We start from the raw sequence: 18,336 nt of genomic DNA on the forward strand, positions 1-18,336 counted from the left end.
GTCGGGTCGTCGTGGTGGGGCACACTGCGCAGGTGAGCGCCTTCGTGTGGATTGCCGCCGTGTCCCTCGCCGCCTGGCTGTGGCTGCTGCTGGCGCAAGGCATGTTCTGGCGCACGGACGTGCGTCTGCCGCCGCGCCGGGAGCCACGCGCGTGGCCGTCGGTCTGCGTCGTCGTACCGGCGCGTGACGAGGCGGAGGTGCTGCCGCACAGTCTGCCGTCGCTGCTGACGCAGGACTATCCGGGGCGGGCGGAGGTCTACCTGGTGGACGACGGCAGCTCGGACGGCACCGGGGCGCTCGCGCGGGAGCTGGCCGAGCGTTGCGGCGGGCTGCCGCTGACCGTCGGCTCGCCGGGCGAGCCGCCCGCGGGCTGGACGGGCAAGCTGTGGGCGGTGCGGCACGGCATCGCGCTGGCACGCGCGCGTGAGCCCCGCTATCTGCTGCTGACGGACGCGGACATCGCTCACGCCCCGGACAGCCTGCGCGGCCTGGTCGCAGCCGCGGAGACCGGGGGCTTCGACGTCGTGTCGCAGATGGCGCGGCTGCGGGTGGAGAGCCTGTGGGAGCGGCTGGTGGTGCCCGCCTTCGTCTACTTCTTCGCGCAGCTGTATCCCTTCCGCCGGATCGGCCGCCGGGGCGGTCGTACGGCGGCAGCGGCCGGCGGCTGCGTCCTGCTGCGGACCGAGACGGCCGTACGAGCCCGGATCCCGGACGCCATCCGGCACGCCGTCATCGACGACGTGGCCCTCGCGCGGGCGGTGAGGAAGGCCGGCGGGCACATCTGGCTCGGTCTGGCGGAGTCCGTGGACAGTGTGCGGCCCTATCCGCGCCTGCACGATCTGTGGCGGATGGTCTCGCGCAGCGCCTACGCGCAACTGCGGCACAACCCGCTGCTGCTGCTCGGCACGGTCGCCGGGCTCGCCCTGGTCTACCTGGTGCCGCCCGTCGCGCTGCTCGCGGGCCTGGGCACCGGCGACGGTGTGCTCGCGCTGCTCGGCGGGGCCGCGTGGCTGGTGATGACGGGGACGTACGTGCCGATGCTGCGGTACTACCGGCAGCCGCTGTGGCTCGCTCCGCTGCTGCCGTTCACCGCGCTTCTGTACCTGCTGATGACCCTCGACTCGGCGGTGCAGCACTACCGGGGGCGCGGTGCGGCCTGGAAGGGCCGCACCTACGCGCGCCCGGACGCCGTGCCCGACGAGAGCTGACGGCCTGCCGGCGTCCTACTTGCGACCCGGGGTCCAGTTCATGCCCCAGCCGTAGACATGGTCGACGGTGCGCTGCGGGCTGACACCTCGGTCGGGCACCAGGTAACGGGCCTCGCGCTGGACGACGAGGTCGCCGCCGGTGTTGGTGATCAGGGCCAGCGCGCAGACCGGCGAGGGCACGGTGCACTCGTCGAGGGAGAACTCGATGGGGGCGCCGTACTGCGGCTGGAGCGTGACCGTGGCGTGCAGGTCGGCGAACGAGCGGGCGCCCTCGTAGATGGTGACGAAGACGAGGATGCGCCGGAAGTCCCGGATGTGATCGAGATTGACGGTGAGGTTCTCACCGGTCTCCACGGCTCCGGTGCGGTCGTCGCCGTCGAGGTGGATGTACGGCGGCTGCTGCAGGGCGCCGAAGGCGTTGCCGAGGGCCTGCACGACGCCCTTGCGGCCGTCGGCGAGTTCGTACAGGGCGCACAGGTCGAGGTCGAGGTCGTTGTGCAGGGCGACGGCCCGGCCGCGCTTGCTGCCCCACCCCGAGAACTGCTTGCGCACCTCCCAGTTGAGGTTGACGCGCAGGGCCCCGGAGGTGCCGCCCTGCTTGGCGAGCGAGACGGCGGGCGCCGCCTTGGTCAGCGTCACCTTGGTCAGCCGGACGGGCTGCGCGGGCGCGGGGCCCCCAGCCGGGGGCGGCGGGGTGCCGTACGAGGGCGGGGGCGTGCCGTAGGACGGCGAAGGCGGGGGCGTGCCGTAGGGGGACGCAGGCGGCGGGGTGCCGTAGGTGGGTGTGGTGCCGGGCGCCGGCATGGTCAACGGGGGCGCGGGCGGTGCCGGGGCGCCCCAGGGGTTCGGCGGTGGTGGCGTGGGCTGGGCGGTGTGCGGGGCGGGGGCGTTCTGGGGTTCGTCCACCGTGATGCCGAAGTCCGTGGCGAGGCCCTCGAGTCCGCTGCTGTAGCCCTGCCCGACGGCGCGGAACTTCCAGGCGCCCTGACGGCGGTAGAACTCGCCGAGCACGAAGGCCGTCTCGACGCTCGCGCCGGTGCTGTCGAAGCGGGCGACCACGCCGCCCTGCGCGGCGTCGCGCACCTCGATGTACAGGCCGGGTACCTGGCCGAAGGCGCCGCCGTCGGCGGAGGCCGCGAGGACGACCCGCTCGATGGGGCCCTCCACGCGCGCGAGGTCGACCAGGAGCGTGTCGGTCACCCGGTCTCCGGCCTGCCGCTTGCCCTCGTGGCGGACCGCGCCGGAGGGGTGGGCGGGCTGGTTGTAGAAGACGAAGTCGGCGTCGGAGCGCACCTTCGCACCGGCCAGGAGCAGTGCGGAGGCGTCCGCGTCGGGTACGCCGGGGCCGGGACGCCAGCCCAGTTCGACGCGCAGCGCCGTCGTCGGCACCGGCGTGTTCGATCCCTTGGCCATTGACATGTCCCGCCCCCATCACGTGTCACCGCTCCGCGCCGCTCACCGGCGACCACGGTGCGTCATCCGACCGTCGTCTTCCGGCCGCTGCCACAGCACCCTCAGGGTCGCATCCGTGACGGTCCCGCACAGCCCGTCAACCGCCGGTAACCCCTTGGGAACTCGCGCTTTACAGGAATATCGCCATCCCTGCTGCCCCTTTTTCCCACGTTCGCTCGGATTGGGGATCCGTGGTCACTCAGGGCACGCAAAACAACCCTCTTATCGGTCTCCCCAACCAGCACATCGTGGGCTTAACTTATGTGCCATGACCTCCCCCCGCTCCACTTATGGTGGCGGCTACTACTCCGCCTCTTTCCCGGACACCCCGATCTACGACTCGCTCGTGGCCGAGCGGGGCACTCCGCAGATCGCCCCGATCCGGGTCCCCGCCGCGTACGACATGCCCGGCAGCCAGCTGCCCGCGCTGCCGTCCGCCCTGCCCGCCCTCCCGGCGGCGCCGTCCCAGCCCTCCTACGGCTACCCGCACATGCAGCAGCCCGCCCCGCTGCAGCAGGCGCCCACGGCCTACATCCCTCAGCAGGCCACCGCGCCGCGCGGCTACCCGGGCCAGCAGCCCCAGCAGCCCCGCCCGGCGGCGCCGCAGAACATGGGCTACGAGGCGATGCGCCCCGCGGCTCCCCGGCCCGCCCCGGCGCCGTACCAGGATCCGTACAACAACCAGCAGTACCGCGGTTACTGATCCAGCCCCGGGGATGTCGGTGCCGGCTGGCAGGATGTCCCCATGGGGAACGCGGAGCTGCTCTCGATACACGTCCATCCGGTCAAGGCGTTCCGGAGCATGTCGCTCCGGGAAGCTGTCGTGGAGCCCTGGGGGCTGGCCGGAGACCGGCGCTGGGTGCTGATCGACGACGGGGGAAAGGTCGTCACCCAGCGCGAGCAGCCACGCCTCGCCCTGGCCGCCGCCGAGCCTTTGCCCGGCGGCGGCCTGCGGCTGTCCGCTCCCGGTCTCGGCCCGCTGGCCGTCGCCGTCCCCGGCGGGCCGGGCACGGTGACGGTGGACATCTTCGGCGACAAGGTGGAAGCAGTGCCCGCCGACGCCGGCGCCCACGCCTGGTGCAGTTCCTACCTCGGCGCCGACGTGCGACTGGTACACATGGACGACCCGGCCGTGCGCCGCCCGGTGGATCCCGAGTACGCGGTGCCCGGTGAGACCGTCTCGTTCGCCGACGGCTTCCCGCTGCTGCTCACCACCACGGCGTCCCTGGACGCCCTCAACTCCCTGCTGGCGCAGGGCGCGTACGCCCACGAGGGCCCGCTGCCCATGAACCGCTTCCGGCCCAACGTGGTCGTGGCGGGCACCGAGCCGTGGGCCGAGGACGGCTGGTCCCGCATCGCCATCGGCGACGTCGTCCTGCGGGTGGCCAAACCGAGCGGACGGTGCGTCGTCACCACCACCGACCAGGACACCGCCGTGCGCGGGAAGGAGCCCCTGCGCACCCTCGGCCGGCACCGCCGCTTCGGCAACCGGCTGGTCTTCGGCCAGAACCTGGTGCCCCTCACCCCCGGCACGATCCGCGTGGGCGACCCCGTCCGCGTCCTCGACGACTCCCCGTCCTGACCCGGGCCGCCCGCTTCTCCCGCTCCAGCCCCACCGCCCCGGTCGAGTCCGCGTGGATCCGGCGCGCCGCGGGGAACCCTTCGCCGGGAGCCGCTCGTTGGAAGGATGAGAGGTTCCTGAGAACCGCCGGTGGGAGGTGATTTCCCTCTCTCTTCCGCCGGGTTCTCCGGTGAACGGCTCCGCACGGAGTTATCACGGAGCGGGAAGGGGGTGCGGGAGATGGTGCGAGCGATCCTCGGGCTGTGGCGCTGGCGGCGCAATCCGCTGCGCCGCGGGACGGACCTGGCGGAGAGCTGGGTGGCCCTGACGGCCCTGCTGCTGATCCTTGTCGTCGCGCCGGTGACCGGCACCCTCGCCGGCAGGGCCGCCGACGGCGCCCTGCAGCAGTCGGTCCGCGACCAGAGGCACACGCGCTACGAGGTGGCGGCCACCGTGGACCACGAGGTGAAGCGCTCCCCGCTGGAGGCCAATCCCGACCTGGCCGCCGGCCGCGACACCCGCAGCCGGGTCCTCGCCGACTGGCGGGGCCCCGACGGCAGCGCACACCACGCCCCGGTCATGACGACGCTGAAGTCGCCGGAGCACGGCGACCACTTCACGATATGGACGGACCCGCACGGCGACCTCGCGGCCCGTCCCCTGGACCCCGCCACCGCCGCCACGCACGCCGTGCTCGCCGGCGTCGGCACGGGCCTCGCGGTGGCCGGCCTCATCGAGGCGGGCAGACGGCTGGTCGTCTGGCGCATGGTCCGCCGCCGCTACGCCCGCTGGGACCGTGCCTGGCTGCGGGCGGGCCCGGACTGGGGCCGGACGGGCGCCGGCAGCTGACCGCGTTCCGCCTCCGGTCAACTCACCGGCCCCGCGCACGCTACGGTGGACCGGCCGAGCTCTTCGGCAACATCCCGCGTGTGAGGGAGCCGCAGGGGCGCGCCCCGACGGCGAACGAGCCACAGGTACGACGAGGTGGGGGCACAGCAACGCCATGGCACAGGGCACGGTCCAGGTGACGCACACCGGCACATCGCGGTGGCGGCGCCGCACGGGTGAGTACGCGTCGCTCGCCGCCGCCCTGGAGGCCGCGACCGACGGGGACGTCCTCACCGTCGCCCCCGGCACCTACCGGGAGAACCTCGTCGTGGAGCGGGCGGTGACGTTGCGCGGCCCGGAGGGATCCCCCGGCAGTGTGCGCATCGCGCCCGTCGACGGCGTGCCGCTGACGGTGCGGGCCTCGGCCGTGGTGCAGGACCTGCACGTGGAGGGCCAGGACACGGCGGCACCCGCCGTGCTGGTCGAGGAGGGCACGCCGGAGCTCAAGGACATCCGGATCGTGACGCGTTCGGCGGCCGGGGTGGAGGTCCGCGGCGGCGCCCGGCCCACCGTGCGGCGGCTGACCGTGGACAACCCGGCCGGTGTGGGAATCGCCGTCGTCGACGGTGGGGGCGGGGTGTTCGAGGACTGCGAGGTGGTCGCCGCCGGAGGGGCGGGCGTCGCGGTGCGCGGTGGTGCCCACCCGCGGCTCGAGCGCTGCCGTGTCCACCACGCCTCCGGCGCCGGGCTGTCCGCGACCGGGGACGGCTCCGCCCTGGAGGCGGTGGGGTGCGAGGTGTACGAGGTGCGCGGCACCGGGGTGCAGATCACCGGCCGGGCCACCGCCCATCTCACCGACTGCGACGTGCACCGCACCACCGCCGACGGGGTCACGCTGGATACCGAAGCGGTGGTCACCCTGGCCGACTGCCGGCTGCACGACATCCCCGAGAACGCGGTCGATCTGCGCTCGCGTTCGGTGCTCACGCTCACCCGCACGTCGGTGCGGCAGTTCGGCCGCAACGGTCTGTCGGTGTGGGACCCGGGCACCCGGGTGGACGCCAACCAGTGCGAGATCTTCGACAGCACCGGGGACTACCCGGCCGTCTGGGTCAGCGACGGCGCGACCGCCGTACTGGACTCCTGCCGGGTGCACGACGTCCCCGACGCGCTGTTCGTCCTCGACCGGGGTTCGCGTGTGGACGTCGTCGACAGCGACCTGTTCCAGGTGCGCAACACCGCCGTGTCGGTCAGCGACGGCGCCACCGCGCAGCTCGACGACTGCCGGATCCGGGACGCGGCGACCGGTGCGTGGTTCCGTGACCACGGCAGCGGCGGCACCCTCAACTCCTGCACGATCGCGGGCACTCAGACCGGCGTGATCGTCACCAAGGGCGCGGACCCCACGGTCGAGCGGTGCACGGTCGACTCCCCCGGCGAGGCCGGTTTCTACGTCTCGGCGGGCGGCCGCGGCAGCTTCGTCGGCTGCCGGGTGTCGGGCAGCGACGGCTACGGCTTCCATGTGATCGACGGCTGCCGTACGACGCTGAAGAAGTGCCGCACGGAGCGCTGCGCGCGCGGGGGTTACGAGTTCGCCGAGGGCGGCCCGGACGCCGGTTCGGGGACCGGACCGCTGGTGGAGGACTGCACCAGCGACGAGAGCGCGAGCCTGCGGCCCCCGGTGGTGCGGGAGACGGCCGTCCAGCCGGTGGGCGGATCGACGGGGCTGCTCGGCGCGGTCCCGGACCAGCGCGCCACCCCACCCGAGCCGCCCGACGCCGAGGAACGCTCGCAGCCCGTGCGCACCAGCAAGGACGTGCTAGGTGAACTCGACGCGCTGGTCGGCCTGGAGAGCGTCAAGCGGGAGGTCCGCGCGCTCACCGACATGATCGAGGTGGGCCGGCGCCGCCGGGAGGCCGGGTTGAAGGCGGCCTCCGTCAAACGGCACCTGGTGTTCACCGGCTCCCCCGGCACGGGCAAGACGACGGTCGCCCGCCTCTACGGCGAGATCCTCGCCTCCCTCGGTGTGCTGGACAAGGGCCACCTGGTGGAGGTGTCCCGCGTCGACCTGGTCGGCGAGCACATCGGCTCCACGGCGATCCGGACCCAGGAGGCGTTCCAACGGGCGCACGGCGGGGTGCTGTTCATCGACGAGGCGTACGCGCTCTCGCCCGAGGACGGCGGACGGGACTTCGGCAAGGAGGCCATCGACACGCTGGTGAAGCTGATGGAGGATCACCGCGACGCGGTCGTCGTGATCGTCGCCGGCTACACCGCGGAGATGGAGCGCTTCCTTTCCGTCAACCCCGGGGTCGCGTCCCGCTTCTCACGGACGATCACCTTCGGCGACTACGGCCCCGACGAGCTGCTGCGGATCGTGGAGCAGCAGGCGGAGGAACACGAGTACCGGCTGTCGCCGGGCACGGCCGAGGCGCTGCTGAAGTACTTCACGGCGATCCCCAAGGGCCCGGCCTTCGGCAACGGGCGCACAGCCCGGCAGACGTTCGAGGCGATGGTGGAACGGCACGCCGGGCGGGTTGCGCAGTTGGCCGAGCCGGACACCGACGACCTGACCCTGCTGTATCCGGAGGACCTGCCGGACCTGCCCTGACGCCGCCGCTCAGGTGCTCTCCGCGGACCGCTCGCCTTCCTGCGGTCGCCGCTCGCCGTCCTGCGGTCGCTGGGCGGGCACCCCGGGCGCGCCCGACGACTCGGGCTCCCCGGCCGCGCGGTACGGCTCGGACTCCCGCGCGACGCCGCACGGCTCGGCCTCCCCCGCGCTGTCCGCGACGACGGGATCCGACGGCTGCATGCGGGCCAGCAGCAGCCGTCGTTCCTCGGCGAAGGCCGGGTCTGCCTGGTAGTCGGAGTGGCCGAGGACCGGTTCGGGCAGCGGATGCAGGGCGCTGCGGCCGTAGGACAGGGGATCCTTCAGGGGTGCCCGGTCGACCTCGGGCCCGCACGCGTCGGTGAGCCGCACCGGACCGCCGATGGGGTCGGTGAGCCGGTACAGGTTGCGCCAGCGGTCGACGTCCTGGTGCAGCGAGCTGAGCGCGGCCGGCCCGAAGTGGGCGGGGAACCAGCGGCCGTAGAGACGTTCGATCGGGGAGCCGTAGGTCAGCAGCGCCACACGACGACGGGCGGACGGCGGCAGCTGCCAGGCGGCGGCCGCGGCGAGCACGCTGCCCTGGGAGTGCCCGGAGATCACCAGCCGGCCGCCGGTGGTCCGGGTCCAGGTGGCCACCCGCCAGGTCAGGTCGGGCACCGCGCGCTCGGCGTAGCAGGGCGGCGCGAAGGGGTGCGCGGCGCGCGGCCAGAAGGTGCCGACGTCCCACAGGATGCCGATGGTGCGCCGGGCCGAGGGGTCCTTGTAGGCGCGCCGCCCCCAGGTGACGAACAGCAGGAAGCCGAGCCCTATCAGCCAGGAGCCGAGCGCCTGCACGGTCTCCGCGGCGCCCTGCACGAAGGGGTGCGCGTCCCGGGCGGCACCCACCGGGGTCCGGCCGCTGCCCAGCGCGCCCACCAGGGCAGCGGCGCCGAGCAGCAGCGTGGTGACGGAGGTGATCGCGACGATCCGGGGCCCGCGGTCGGTGAGCGAGGCCAGCGCGCGCACGGTGGCGATACGGCGGGTAAGGGCCGTGTCGCCGGCCGCGCCGGGGTAGTCCCGCCGGACGTCGGGGATCTCCGCGCGGCGCAGCCGCCAGGCCCGGTGGGCGAGCCAGCCGCCCAGCGCGAGCACCACCAGGACCATGGGCGGGATGACGGAGGCCTGCCAGGTGAGGAGGACGGGCGGGCCCGGGATCGAGGCGCGGGTGCCGTCCAGCCAGTCGGCGACCCGCTGCGACACGCCGCCGGACATCACTCCGCCCAGGGCGCAGGCGAGCATGGCCACGGCGGGGCCGCCGAGGCCGCGCATCGCGGCGCGCCGGTCGGGCCGGGTGCGGTGCAGCAGATGGGCGACCACGCCGAGGACGACGACGAGCAGACTCTGGACGAGGGTGATGCCGCCGAACGTCGCGTTCCCCGGCAGTCGGCCGTCCGACCGCCAGCCCGGCCGTTCCCAGCCGGCGTAGACCGCGGCTGCGAGCAGGAGCAGCAGTGCGGCCAGTGGCAGCCACCGCACGAGGTGGGCGTCGAGGGCGCGGTCCGGTCGCCGTTCGCTGCGGCCGCGGCGGCACACGACCCAGACGACGCTGACCGCGCCGGCCAGGACAGCGCCTTCCAGCAGCCGTCCCAGGAGGTCCAGTACGGCGGGCCCGCCCGCCCGCCGGTCGAAGCGCGCCGCCGCCGCGGTCAGGGCGGCGGCCACGGTGAGCAGTCCGGCGGCGGTGTGCGCGGCGCGCAGCCGGGCGACCAGGCGGCGGCCGTACCAGAAGCCGGGCCGGCTCAGGGCGGTGCGGCCGGCCGTCTCGTCGGGTTCGACGGGGCGGTCCATCGGTTCGGTGGACTCGTAGGCGTTCCAGGTGCGCAGGGAGAGGTACCACAGCAGTCCGGTCAGCGCGGCGGGGACGAGCGCGGCGAGCGCGAGCCGGCGCCCCGGGCGGCTCCACCAGCCGCCCGCGGACTCGGTGGGCGACAGGAAGCCGAGCCACGAGTGGCGCCGCGCGCACGCGTGCGTGCCCGCGCACTGCCAGGCGGCGAGGTCCAGGGCCACCTCGCAGGCGGCGGCCACCAGCAGGACGGTCAGGGTCAGTCCGGCGAGCCGCACGAGCAGCCCGTACAGGCGCACGGTGCGGCGGCGGCCGTGGGCGTCGGGCCGCATCCAGTGGGCGAGGTTGACCACCATGAACGGCAGGAGCAGCAGCCACAGTGCGCGGGTGCCGTTGCCGGAGGTGAGGTTGCACCACACGTACGCCTCGGGCACCGGGGCGCCGCGGTGGTCGGCCGGGCGTTGCTCGGCGTCCACGTCGTCGGCGCGCCGGAACACGGCGGCCGTGTCGTCGCCGGTGATCCGGACCGTCCGCGGATCGCCCAGCATCTTCTCGGGTGTGGCGCCCCCTACTCCGTGAACGAGGAGTTCCAGGGCTGTCGTCTGCGCGCGTTCCACTGTCCGCACTTCTCCCGCGGTGCCGCCGTCGGCTGTGTCGTGCCGGCACAAGGATCTCCCTTCGCGGCGGGCCGTACACCCTCCGTCACGGAATCTCCCCGATCCGTGCGGCGGCGGGCCGGGCGGCGGCACTCGGATGGCATGTGCGCGACGGGCCGGGCGGGTGGCGCGCTGTACGGGGCGACGTGCGAGGATGGGACGTCCGCACACCCGGACGGGAGCATCTCCTTGTCGCGGCGGGTGCGCCGGGCGGGTCGGAGCAGACGGCGGTTTGAGGCGAAAGGACCGGAGCGTCACGTGAGTGAGAATCAGAACCTCCTCGCGGAGCAGCGGCGCGCCCTGATCGTGGACGAGGTCCGGCGCCGGGGCGGGGTCCGGGTCAACGAGCTGACCCGCAAGCTCGGCGTGTCGGACATGACGGTCCGCCGCGACCTGGACGCTCTGGCCCGGCAGGGTGTGCTGGAGAAGGTGCACGGTGGCGCGGTTCCGGTGGTCGAGGCGAGCACGCACGAGCCGGGGTTCGAGGCCAAGTCCGGCCTGGAGCTGACGGCGAAGGAGGACATCGCGCGGGCCGCGGCCGAACTGGTCGTGCCCGGCAGCGCGATCGCCCTGTCGGGCGGTACGACGACGTATGCGCTGGCGCACCGGCTGCTGGACGTGCCGGATCTGACCGTGGTGACCAACTCGGTGCGGGTGGCCGACGTCTTCCACGCGGCGCAGCGCACCTCCGGTCCGCGGCAGGGGGCGGCCACGGTGGTGCTCACCGGTGGTGTGCGCACCCCGTCCGACTCGCTCGTGGGACCGGTGGCGGACCAGGCGATCGCGGCGCTCCACTTCGACGTGCTGTTCCTCGGGGTGCACGGGATATCGGTGGAGGCGGGGCTGTCGACGCCGAACCTCGCGGAGGCGGAGACGAACCGGCGCCTGGTGCAGTCGGCGCGGCGGGTCGTCGTGGTCGCCGACCACACCAAGTGGGGCACCGTGGGCCTGAGTTCGTTCGCGAAGCTGGACCAGGTGGACACCTGGGTGACCGACGCCGGGCTGCCGCGCGGGGCGCGCGCGGAGATCGCGGAGCAGGTGCGGCTGGTGGTCGCGGGCGAGCCCGACCTGGATCCTGAGCCCGGCCAGGACGGCGAACCCGGCCAGGACGGCGAACCGGGGCAGCCCGCAGACAACTGACGGTCCGCCAGCTGTCGTGGCGGCCCGAACACGGGCCGCTGCGAAGGGGGATGCACCCATGGCTCACCGTCTGCACCCGGTGGAACCCGGCTTCCTGGACACCGCCGCCGTACGGCACGTCTTCGCACGGGAGGTCGCGGCCTCGCCGGAGCAGGTGTACCGGGCGCTGGCAGAGGACGTGCCGGGCTGGCCCGCGTGGTTCTCCGCGCTGACGCTGGCCCGGCCCTTCGGCGACGGCGCGCGGCGGGAGGTGCGGCTGCGGGGCGGGGTCCGCTGCCTGGAGACGATCCTTGTGGCGAAGGAGCCGGAGGTGTACACCTACCGGGTCGACGTGATCAACGCGCCGGGCGCCCGCGCGCTGGTCGAGGAGTGGCGTCTCGCGCCGGCCGGCACGGGCACCCGCGTCCAGTGGACCTTCGCCGCCGACGGCACGCTCCCGTTCCGGCTCGCGCTGGCTGCGGCCCGCCCCGGCCTGGGCCGGGCCTTCCGCGACCCGGTGACGGCACTGGACCGGCGGCTGGCGGGCTAGCGCCTCTCCCTCCCGCCGGCCTCACGTGCACGCCGGGCCCCCGTGAGCCCTGCCGCCTCAGTCCGGCCACACCCCCGTCGCCAGCAGGGAGTCGATCGCGGTGGCGTACGGTGCGATGTCCAGGCCCTGTTCCTCGAGCCAGGCGTCGGAGTAGTACTTGTCGAGGTAACGGTCGCCGGGGTCGCACAGCAGGGTGACGACGCTGCCCTGGCGGCCCTGGGCGACCATCTCGGCGACGATCTTCAGGGCGCTCCACAGGCCGGTGCCCGTCGAGCCGCCCGCCTTGCGGCCGATGACCCGCTCCAGGGCGCGTACCGCTGCGACGGAGGCCGCGTCGGGGACCTTCATCATGCGGTCGACGGCGCCCGGCACGAAGCTCGGTTCCATGCGCGGCCGGCCGATGCCCTCGATCCGCGAGCCGCAGTCGCACGTGACGTCCGGATCGCCGGTGGTCCAGCCCTCGAAGAAGCAGGAGTTCTCCGGGTCGGCGACACAGATCCGGGTGTCGTACTGCATGTAGTGGACGTAGCGCGCGAGGGTCGCGGACGTGCCCCCGGTGCCGGCGGTGGCGACGATCCACGCCGGTTCCGGGAACCGCTCCAACTCCAGCTGCCGGAAGATGGATTCGGCGATGTTGTTGTTGCCGCGCCAGTCCGTGGCCCGTTCGGCGTAGGTGAACTGGTCCATGTAGTGGCCGCCGGTCTCCGCCGCGAGGCGGGCGGACTCCTCGTACATCGTGCGCGGGTCGTCCACGAAGTGGCAGCGGCCGCCGTGGAATTCGATCAGGCGGATCTTCTCGGCGCTCGTCGTACGCGGCATCACCGCGACGAACGGCACGCCGATCAGTTTGGCGAAGTACGCCTCGGACACGGCGGTGGAGCCGCTGGACGCCTCGATAACCGGGCGGTCCGGGCGGATCCAGCCGTTGCACAGGCCGTAGAGGAAGAGGGAGCGGGCGAGGCGGTGCTTGAGGCTGCCGGTGGGGTGCGTCGACTCGTCCTTCAAGTAGAGGTCGATACCCCAGCGCTCGGGCAGCGGGAAGCGCAGCAGGTGGGTGTCGGCCGAGCGGTTGTGGTCGGCCTGGACCTTGCGGACGGCTTCTTTCAGCCAGTCGCGGTAGGCGATGTCGCTGCGGTCGACGTCCAGGGTCGCGCCGGCCGGGGTGTGCTCGATGGTGCTCACGACAGTGCTCCTCACACTTCGCGCCGACGGCGCGTCGCGCGGCCGACACCCCGATGATAAGCACCCCTCGCACCACTTCTCACCTGCATAAACGCGCCTTTGAGCGGCTCAAAGCAACGCTGGGGCACGCCTGCGCGAGACGGCCGGGGCACAGCTGTGCGGGTGCACTGTGACGTGGGGGGCGCATTCGGTCAGTGCGCCGGGACGCGCTGTCGCACCCTGGTGCTCGGCGCGGCGCGCGGGCAGACTGCCGGACGTGACGAGGCCCACAGTCCCGGCTCCTACGGGACGGGGACCCCGTGCGCCCGGCGGGGCGCGCCCGGATCACACACACGCGCGAGGGGGGCAGGTCGGCATGGCGGAGCCGGAGTTCACGGCCACGGACGTGCGGATCGACAACAGGCGGCGTTCGTTCACCGGGGCCGGGCAGGTCCGGATCGAGGGCGGGCCCGAATTGCCCACCCGTCCGGGCAGCGAGGCCGCGGGTCCCCCGGGGCGGGCGGTGCCCTTCCGCGAGCCCAGGCGCAGGGCCCAAGGCCGCATGCCGGTCCACGCCGTCGTGCGCGGCGGGTGAGCACGTGACGCAGTCGAACGGTCGCCGCGAGTTGCGGGACCCCACCCCTTGGGTCACGCTGTTCTCACGTCACTTAGGGTTTACCGGCGATAACGCTGCGAACCAGCCCGCCGGCCACGACAGCAGGCGGCAGTGTCACGCAGACGTCCTGCTGAAGATCCGTACTCCGTGTTCTTCCGGACCTCACGTCGGGGAGTCGCAGCCGTGATCAGTTACCCGAGCAGGCACTGCACGGTGGAGCTCCAGGCCCTGCCGTCGCGGATCGGCCAAGTCCGCAGAATCGTATCTGCGCAGTTGCGCTACTGGCATCTGGACCCACTCATAGACCGGGCGACGCTCGGTGTGACGGAGTTGCTCACCAACGTCCACCAGCACGCCGAGCCCGACAAGACATGCACCGTGGAGATGGAGCTGCTGCTGGACCGGCTCGTGGTCTCCGTCCGCGACCGCGACCCGCGCCTCCCGGTCGTGGACGCCGCCCATTCGGCGGACACGGACGCCACCTGCGGGCGGGGCCTTTCCATGGTCGCCGCCGTCAGCGAGGACTGGGGGGCGCGCCCCGAGGGCGAGGACGGCAAGGTCGTGTGGTTCACGCTGCCCGCGCCCGCCTCGGCCCGCAGCCGGCCGGAGCGTACCCCGCAGCCCACGGCCGCGACTGCGCCCCGGTTCGTCGAGGTCGCCGTCGAGCCCGTGGCGCCCGGGACGCCGGTGGCGCCGGTCGCGCCGGTCGCGCCGGTGGTCGACGAGCCCACGCCGGCGCACGCGCACGCTCCCGCCCGGTCGGCCGTTGTCGGCTGACCGGGCGGTGAGGGGCGCGGCGCCGCGCGGACCCGAGTTCCGCGTGGCGCCGCCGTATCGCTCGACGGCGCCGCCGCGTCACCCGATGACGCCGCCGCCTCCCGGACAACGCTCCCGCGCCACCCGATGACGGCGTCGCCTCCCCCACAACGCTCCCGCGTCACCCGCTGACCCCGCCGCCTCCCGGACGACACTCCCGCGTCCCGCTGACGCCGCCCGCCACCTACTACGACACCGCCGACGAACGCCTCGCCGCGGCCGCCGTCACCCTGCGCCACCGCCTCCCCCCGAGCGCTCCCGCATCGCCGGGGTGGCGCCGCCACGACGATCGCTCGCGGCCGCGCCTCACTCGGTGGCGATCGCCCGCAGGACGTCCAGGCGGGCCGCTCGGCGGGCCGGCCTGAGTCCCGCCAGGGCTCCGGCCGCGAGGCCGACCAGCGCGACCACGGCGAGCCGGCCGGGCGGCAGGGCGAAGGCGAACGCGCTGTCCGACGCGCCGTCGGAGGCCTGGACCAGCACCCAGCCGAGGAAGGCGCCGAGACCGAGCCCGCCGGCCGTGCCGAAGGCGGCGACCAGCACCGACTCCCAGCGGACCATGGCCCGCAGCTGGCCGCGGGTCTGGCCGACGGCCCTCAGCAGCCCCAGTTCGCGCGTGCGCTCGTGGAGCGCGAGCGTCAGCGTGTTGGCGATGCCGAGCAGGGCGATCAGCACCGCGAGTGCGAGCAGCGCGTAGACCAGGGTGAGCATCGTGTCGATGCCGCCCGCCGAGGGCTGCGCGTACTCGTCGCGGGTCTGCACCTCGGGGTCGCCGTACTGTGCGGCGACCTTCTGCACGGCTGCCTTGCCCTGATCCGTGCTCACGCCGTCCTTGAAGGAAACGGCGACGAGACTGTCGGAGTCCTGGGTGCGGTGTGGGGCCCAGGCGGCGCGGGTGATGACGTAGTCGCCGGCGAGTTCGGACTGCCCGTAGACCGCGCGGACGGTGAAGGGCTGCTTCCGGCCGTCGGTGAAGGTGAGTTCGGTGGTGTCACCGGGCTTCAGCCCCTGCCGGTCCGCCTCCGCGCGCGTGACGGCGATGCCGTCGCTGCCCAGGCCGCGCAGGTCGCCGCGCACGGTGCCGAGGTCGAAGCCACGGGCCAGGGCGGCCGGGTCGGTCACGGTCAGCGCGCGTCCCTCGCCGTCGACCCGGGCCACTCCCCTGCCGAGCCCGACGGCCGTGTCCACCTCGGGCAGCCGGGCGATCGCGGGCGCCAGTTTCGGGCTCAGCCCGCTGCCGCCCGCCCCGAACGACGGGGTGCTGACGGCCACGTCACCGGCGAAGGAGCGCGAGACCGTCTGGTCCATGGTGGCCTTCAGCGAAGCGCCGAAGACGGTGAACAGGGACACCACGGCCACGCCGATCATCAGCGCCCCCGCGGTGGCCGCGGTCCGCTTCGGGCTGCGCAGGGCGTTGCGCCGGGCGAGGGCGCCGCTCACCCCGCGCAGCCGGTCGAGCGGGCTGCCCAGGAGGCGCACGGCGACACCGGCGGCGACCGGTCCGAGGACGACGAACGCGGCCAGGGCCAGTACGGCACCCGCCCCCGCGAACCACACCGACGGCACGAGCAGGACGCCGGTGAGCGTCGCGGCGGCGGCGAGGGCGATCAGCACCACGCCGGCGACGGCGCGCGGCCGGGAGGCGCCCGAGGTGTCGACGGCCGTCTCCCGCAGGGCGGCCAGCGGCGCGGTGCGCCCGGCGCGTACGGCGGGAAGCAGCGCGGATCCGAGGCAGACCAGGACGCCGGCCATCAGCGGCAGCGTCATCGACAGTGCGCCGATCACCAGGCCGCCGTCCGGGAACGGGAACCCGATGGCCGGGAACAGCGCCTGCAGTCCGGCGGCGATCCCGACGCCGCCCACGAGTCCGGCCAGGGAGGCCGTCACGGCGACGGCGCTCGCCTCCACCAGCGTCCCCGCGGTCACCTGGCGGCGGGAGGCACCGAGCGCGCGCAGCAGGGCGTTCTCGCGGGTGCGCTGGGCGACGACGATCGCGAAGGTGTTGTGGATGGAGAAGGTCGCCACGAGCAGGGCGACACCGGAGAAGACGAGCAGGAAGGTGGTGAAGAGGGTCAGGAACTGACTGGAGATCATGTCCGTGTTCTCCTGCGCCGACTCCTGCCCGGTGATGGCCTCCACGCCGTGCGGCAGCACGGGTGCGAGCCGGTCGACGAGCCGGCGTTGGCTCACCCCCGGCTCGGCGCGCACCTGGATGCTCGCCGCCTCTCCGGGCCGCGCGGTGAGGTACCTCTCCGCGTCGGCCTGCGTCATCCCGGTGAACGTCACCTGCGCCATGCCGTCCGCGCCGCCGAAGGTCGCGAGGCCCACGATCCGCACCCGGACCGGGTCGGGGATGCGCAGCACGGTGGTGTCGCCGAGGTGCAGTCCGCCCTTCTCGGCGGCGCCCCGGTTGACGACGACCTCACCGGACTTCCGCGGGACACGGCCCTCGGCGAGCCGGTAGGGGTTGAGCTGCGGGTCGGTGATCCAGTTGCCGGCCAGGGTGGGCGGTCCCTGGCCGCCGACGGGCTTGCCGTCCCGGCCGACGAGCTGCCCGGCGCCCTGGATGTTCGGCGCGGCCGCGGCGACCCCGGGCACGTCCTCGATCCTCTTCACCAGGTCGGCGCGCACGGGCTGCCGTACGCCCTGGCTCTCACCGGGCGTGGTGATGGCGTCGGCGCTGCGGACCACGGCGTCGGTGCCTGCGGTGGCGCTGCCGAACATGGAGTCGAAGCTCGCACGCAGCGTGTCGCCCATGACCAGGGTCCCGGCGAGGAACGCCACGCCGAGGAAGACGGCGAGGAAGGTCCCGGCGAAGCGGCGCTTGTGGGCGCGCAAGGAGGACACGCTCAGGCGGAGGGCGGCGTTCATGACGGGACCTCGAAGGCTTTCATGCGGTCCAGCACGCGGTCGGCGGTGGGCTCCTGCATCCGGTCGACCAGGCGGCCGTCGGCGAGGAAGACGACGTCGTCGGCGTGGGCGGCGGCCACCGGGTCATGGGTGACCATGACGACGGTGCGGTCCGTCTCACGCACCGCCCGGCGCAGCAGGCCGAGGACCTCGCCGCCGGAGCGGGAGTCGAGGTTGCCGGTCGGCTCGTCGGCGAAGACCACGTCGGGCCGGCCGGCGAACGCCCGCGCCACCGCGACGCGTTGCTGCTGGCCGCCGGACAGCTCGGAGGGACGGTGGTGGAGCCGGTCGCGCAGCCCGACGACGCCGATCAGCGCGTCGATCCACTCCGGGTCGCCGCGGGTGCCGGCGAGGTCGAGCGGCAGGGTGATGTTCTCGGCGACGGTGAGGGTCGGCACCAGGTTGAACGCCTGGAAGACGAAGCCGACCCGGTCGCGGCGCAGCAGGGTCAGCCGGCGGTCGTCGAGGCCGGCGAGGTCGGTGTCGCCGATGTGGGCGGAGCCGGAGGTGAGGGTGTCGAGTCCGGCCGCGCAGTGCATGAGGGTGGACTTGCCCGAGCCGGAGGGCCCCATGATCGCGGTGAAGCGTCCGGCCGGGAAGGCCACGCTCACCCCGTCCAGGGCCCTGACGGCGGTGTCGCCGCTGCCGTACACCTTGACGGCGTCGACGACCCGGGCGGCCGTCCGCACGGCGGTGGTGGTCGTCATGCCGCACCGCCCTTGCGGCCGAACTGCTCGTCCAGGACGGACAGCCGGCGCCAGTACTCGTCCTCGTCGATCTCGCCGGCGGCGAAGCGGCGGCCGAGCAGGGTGAGCGGTGAGTTGTCCTCGGCGGCGGGGGGCCGCCAGGGGCCGCGCCGGCCGCCGCGCCACGCGGTGCGGCGCAGCAGTGCGATGCCGCCGCCGATGACCAGGGCCCAGATCACCGGGAAGAGCAGGATCCACGGGCCGGGCCCGCCGTCGCCGAAGTGCGCCAGGGTCTGCATGGTCGGTCAACTCCTCGGAAGTGCGTTCCTTGCGGTTCGCTTCCGAG

At 73.9% G+C, this 18,336-nt stretch carries 15 protein-coding genes; 9 read left to right on the plus strand and 6 right to left on the minus strand.

From position 1 onward, the window contains the following. The first annotated feature begins 14 nt into the window (after positions 1-14). The gene (locus ACZ67Q_RS35245; RefSeq protein ID WP_471190523.1) at positions 15-1,208 is read left to right on the plus strand and encodes a glycosyltransferase; all 1,194 of its coding nucleotides are present in this window, start codon (positions 15-17) and stop codon (positions 1,206-1,208) included. A gap of 15 nt (positions 1,209-1,223) precedes the next feature. Here ACZ67Q_RS35245 and ACZ67Q_RS35250 read toward each other — a convergent pair whose 3' ends face one another. Next, the gene (locus ACZ67Q_RS35250; RefSeq protein WP_471190525.1) at positions 1,224-2,621 is read right to left on the minus strand and encodes a TerD family protein; all 1,398 of its coding nucleotides are present in this window, start codon (positions 2,619-2,621) and stop codon (positions 1,224-1,226) included. A 307-nt stretch (positions 2,622-2,928) separates the two neighbouring features. Here ACZ67Q_RS35250 and ACZ67Q_RS35255 point away from each other — a divergent pair, with 307 nt between their 5' ends. The 4 genes from ACZ67Q_RS35255 (at position 2,929) to ACZ67Q_RS35270 (ending at position 7,660) form a co-directional block, all read left to right on the plus strand. Further along, positions 2,929-3,363, plus strand: a complete 435-nt coding sequence (locus ACZ67Q_RS35255) for a DUF6643 family protein (protein WP_361633111.1) — start codon at positions 2,929-2,931, stop codon at positions 3,361-3,363. A 42-nt stretch (positions 3,364-3,405) separates the two neighbouring features. Next, on the plus strand, positions 3,406-4,242 hold the full coding sequence (locus tag ACZ67Q_RS35260) for an MOSC domain-containing protein (RefSeq protein WP_471190527.1): 837 nt from the start codon (positions 3,406-3,408) through the stop codon (positions 4,240-4,242). 222 nt (positions 4,243-4,464) lie between these two features. Continuing rightward, positions 4,465-5,070 carry an Rv1733c family protein gene (locus tag ACZ67Q_RS35265; protein WP_471190661.1) on the plus strand — a complete coding sequence of 202 codons (606 nt, stop codon included), beginning with the start codon at positions 4,465-4,467 and terminating at the stop codon, positions 5,068-5,070. Between the two features lie 154 nt (positions 5,071-5,224). Then, positions 5,225-7,660, plus strand: a complete 2,436-nt coding sequence (locus tag ACZ67Q_RS35270) for a right-handed parallel beta-helix repeat-containing protein (protein ID WP_471190529.1) — start codon at positions 5,225-5,227, stop codon at positions 7,658-7,660. Positions 7,661-7,669: 9 nt separating this feature from the next. Here the strand turns inward: ACZ67Q_RS35270 and ACZ67Q_RS35275 are convergent, their stop codons facing one another. Further along, the gene (locus ACZ67Q_RS35275) at positions 7,670-10,105 is read right to left on the minus strand and encodes a hypothetical protein (protein ID WP_471190531.1); all 2,436 of its coding nucleotides are present in this window, start codon (positions 10,103-10,105) and stop codon (positions 7,670-7,672) included. A gap of 288 nt (positions 10,106-10,393) precedes the next feature. Here ACZ67Q_RS35275 and ACZ67Q_RS35280 point away from each other — a divergent pair, with 288 nt between their 5' ends. Next, positions 10,394-11,275 (plus strand): DeoR/GlpR family DNA-binding transcription regulator, encoded by an 882-nt coding sequence (locus ACZ67Q_RS35280; RefSeq protein WP_471190533.1) that lies wholly within the window; start codon positions 10,394-10,396, stop codon positions 11,273-11,275. 58 nt (positions 11,276-11,333) lie between these two features. Then, positions 11,334-11,804 carry an SRPBCC family protein gene (locus ACZ67Q_RS35285; protein WP_471190535.1) on the plus strand — a complete coding sequence of 157 codons (471 nt, stop codon included), beginning with the start codon at positions 11,334-11,336 and terminating at the stop codon, positions 11,802-11,804. A gap of 57 nt (positions 11,805-11,861) precedes the next feature. Here ACZ67Q_RS35285 and cds1 read toward each other — a convergent pair whose 3' ends face one another. Then, on the minus strand, positions 11,862-12,986 hold the full coding sequence (gene cds1 / locus ACZ67Q_RS35290; RefSeq protein ID WP_471190537.1) for an L-cysteine desulfhydrase Cds1: 1,125 nt from the start codon (positions 12,984-12,986) through the stop codon (positions 11,862-11,864). 355 nt (positions 12,987-13,341) lie between these two features. Here cds1 and ACZ67Q_RS35295 point away from each other — a divergent pair, with 355 nt between their 5' ends. Together ACZ67Q_RS35295 and ACZ67Q_RS35300 are read left to right on the plus strand one after the other, a co-directional pair. Next, entirely contained in the window at positions 13,342-13,560 is a 219-nt protein-coding gene (locus ACZ67Q_RS35295; RefSeq protein WP_471190539.1) for a hypothetical protein, read from the plus strand. 204 nt (positions 13,561-13,764) lie between these two features. Continuing rightward, on the plus strand, positions 13,765-14,358 hold the full coding sequence (locus ACZ67Q_RS35300) for an ATP-binding protein (protein WP_471190541.1): 594 nt from the start codon (positions 13,765-13,767) through the stop codon (positions 14,356-14,358). A 345-nt stretch (positions 14,359-14,703) separates the two neighbouring features. Here the strand turns inward: ACZ67Q_RS35300 and ACZ67Q_RS35305 are convergent, their stop codons facing one another. From ACZ67Q_RS35305 to ACZ67Q_RS35315, 3 genes are read right to left on the minus strand one after another with little or no spacing between them, the layout of a single operon-like run. Further along, positions 14,704-17,265: an ABC transporter permease gene (locus tag ACZ67Q_RS35305; RefSeq protein WP_471190543.1), complete on the minus strand. Its 2,562-nt coding sequence runs from the start codon at positions 17,263-17,265 to the stop codon at positions 14,704-14,706. Continuing rightward, the gene (locus ACZ67Q_RS35310; RefSeq protein ID WP_471190545.1) at positions 17,262-18,011 is read right to left on the minus strand and encodes an ABC transporter ATP-binding protein; all 750 of its coding nucleotides are present in this window, start codon (positions 18,009-18,011) and stop codon (positions 17,262-17,264) included. Before ACZ67Q_RS35310 ends, ACZ67Q_RS35305 begins: the two co-directional genes overlap by 4 nt. After that, on the minus strand, positions 18,008-18,289 hold the full coding sequence (locus ACZ67Q_RS35315; RefSeq protein ID WP_471190546.1) for an SHOCT domain-containing protein: 282 nt from the start codon (positions 18,287-18,289) through the stop codon (positions 18,008-18,010). The genes ACZ67Q_RS35310 and ACZ67Q_RS35315 overlap by 4 nt, the downstream gene beginning before the upstream one ends. Positions 18,290-18,336: the final 47 nt, after the last annotated feature.

The organism is Streptomyces sp. NPDC036813 (genome assembly GCF_055609245.1).

Coding starts and splice junctions, on each gene's coding strand:
- ACZ67Q_RS35250 (WP_471190525.1), bottom strand. CDS start 2,621: ATGGCCAAGGGATCGAACACGCCGGTGCCGACGACGGCGCTGCGCGTC.
- ACZ67Q_RS35270 (WP_471190529.1), top strand. CDS start 5,225: ATGGCACAGGGCACGGTCCAGGTGACGCACACCGGCACATCGCGGTGG.
- ACZ67Q_RS35255 (WP_361633111.1), top strand. CDS start 2,929: ATGACCTCCCCCCGCTCCACTTATGGTGGCGGCTACTACTCCGCCTCT.
- ACZ67Q_RS35295 (WP_471190539.1), top strand. CDS start 13,342: ATGGCGGAGCCGGAGTTCACGGCCACGGACGTGCGGATCGACAACAGG.
- ACZ67Q_RS35285 (WP_471190535.1), top strand. CDS start 11,334: ATGGCTCACCGTCTGCACCCGGTGGAACCCGGCTTCCTGGACACCGCC.
- ACZ67Q_RS35310 (WP_471190545.1), bottom strand. CDS start 18,011: ATGACGACCACCACCGCCGTGCGGACGGCCGCCCGGGTCGTCGACGCC.
- ACZ67Q_RS35260 (WP_471190527.1), top strand. CDS start 3,406: ATGGGGAACGCGGAGCTGCTCTCGATACACGTCCATCCGGTCAAGGCG.
- ACZ67Q_RS35305 (WP_471190543.1), bottom strand. CDS start 17,265: ATGAACGCCGCCCTCCGCCTGAGCGTGTCCTCCTTGCGCGCCCACAAG.
- ACZ67Q_RS35315 (WP_471190546.1), bottom strand. CDS start 18,289: ATGCAGACCCTGGCGCACTTCGGCGACGGCGGGCCCGGCCCGTGGATC.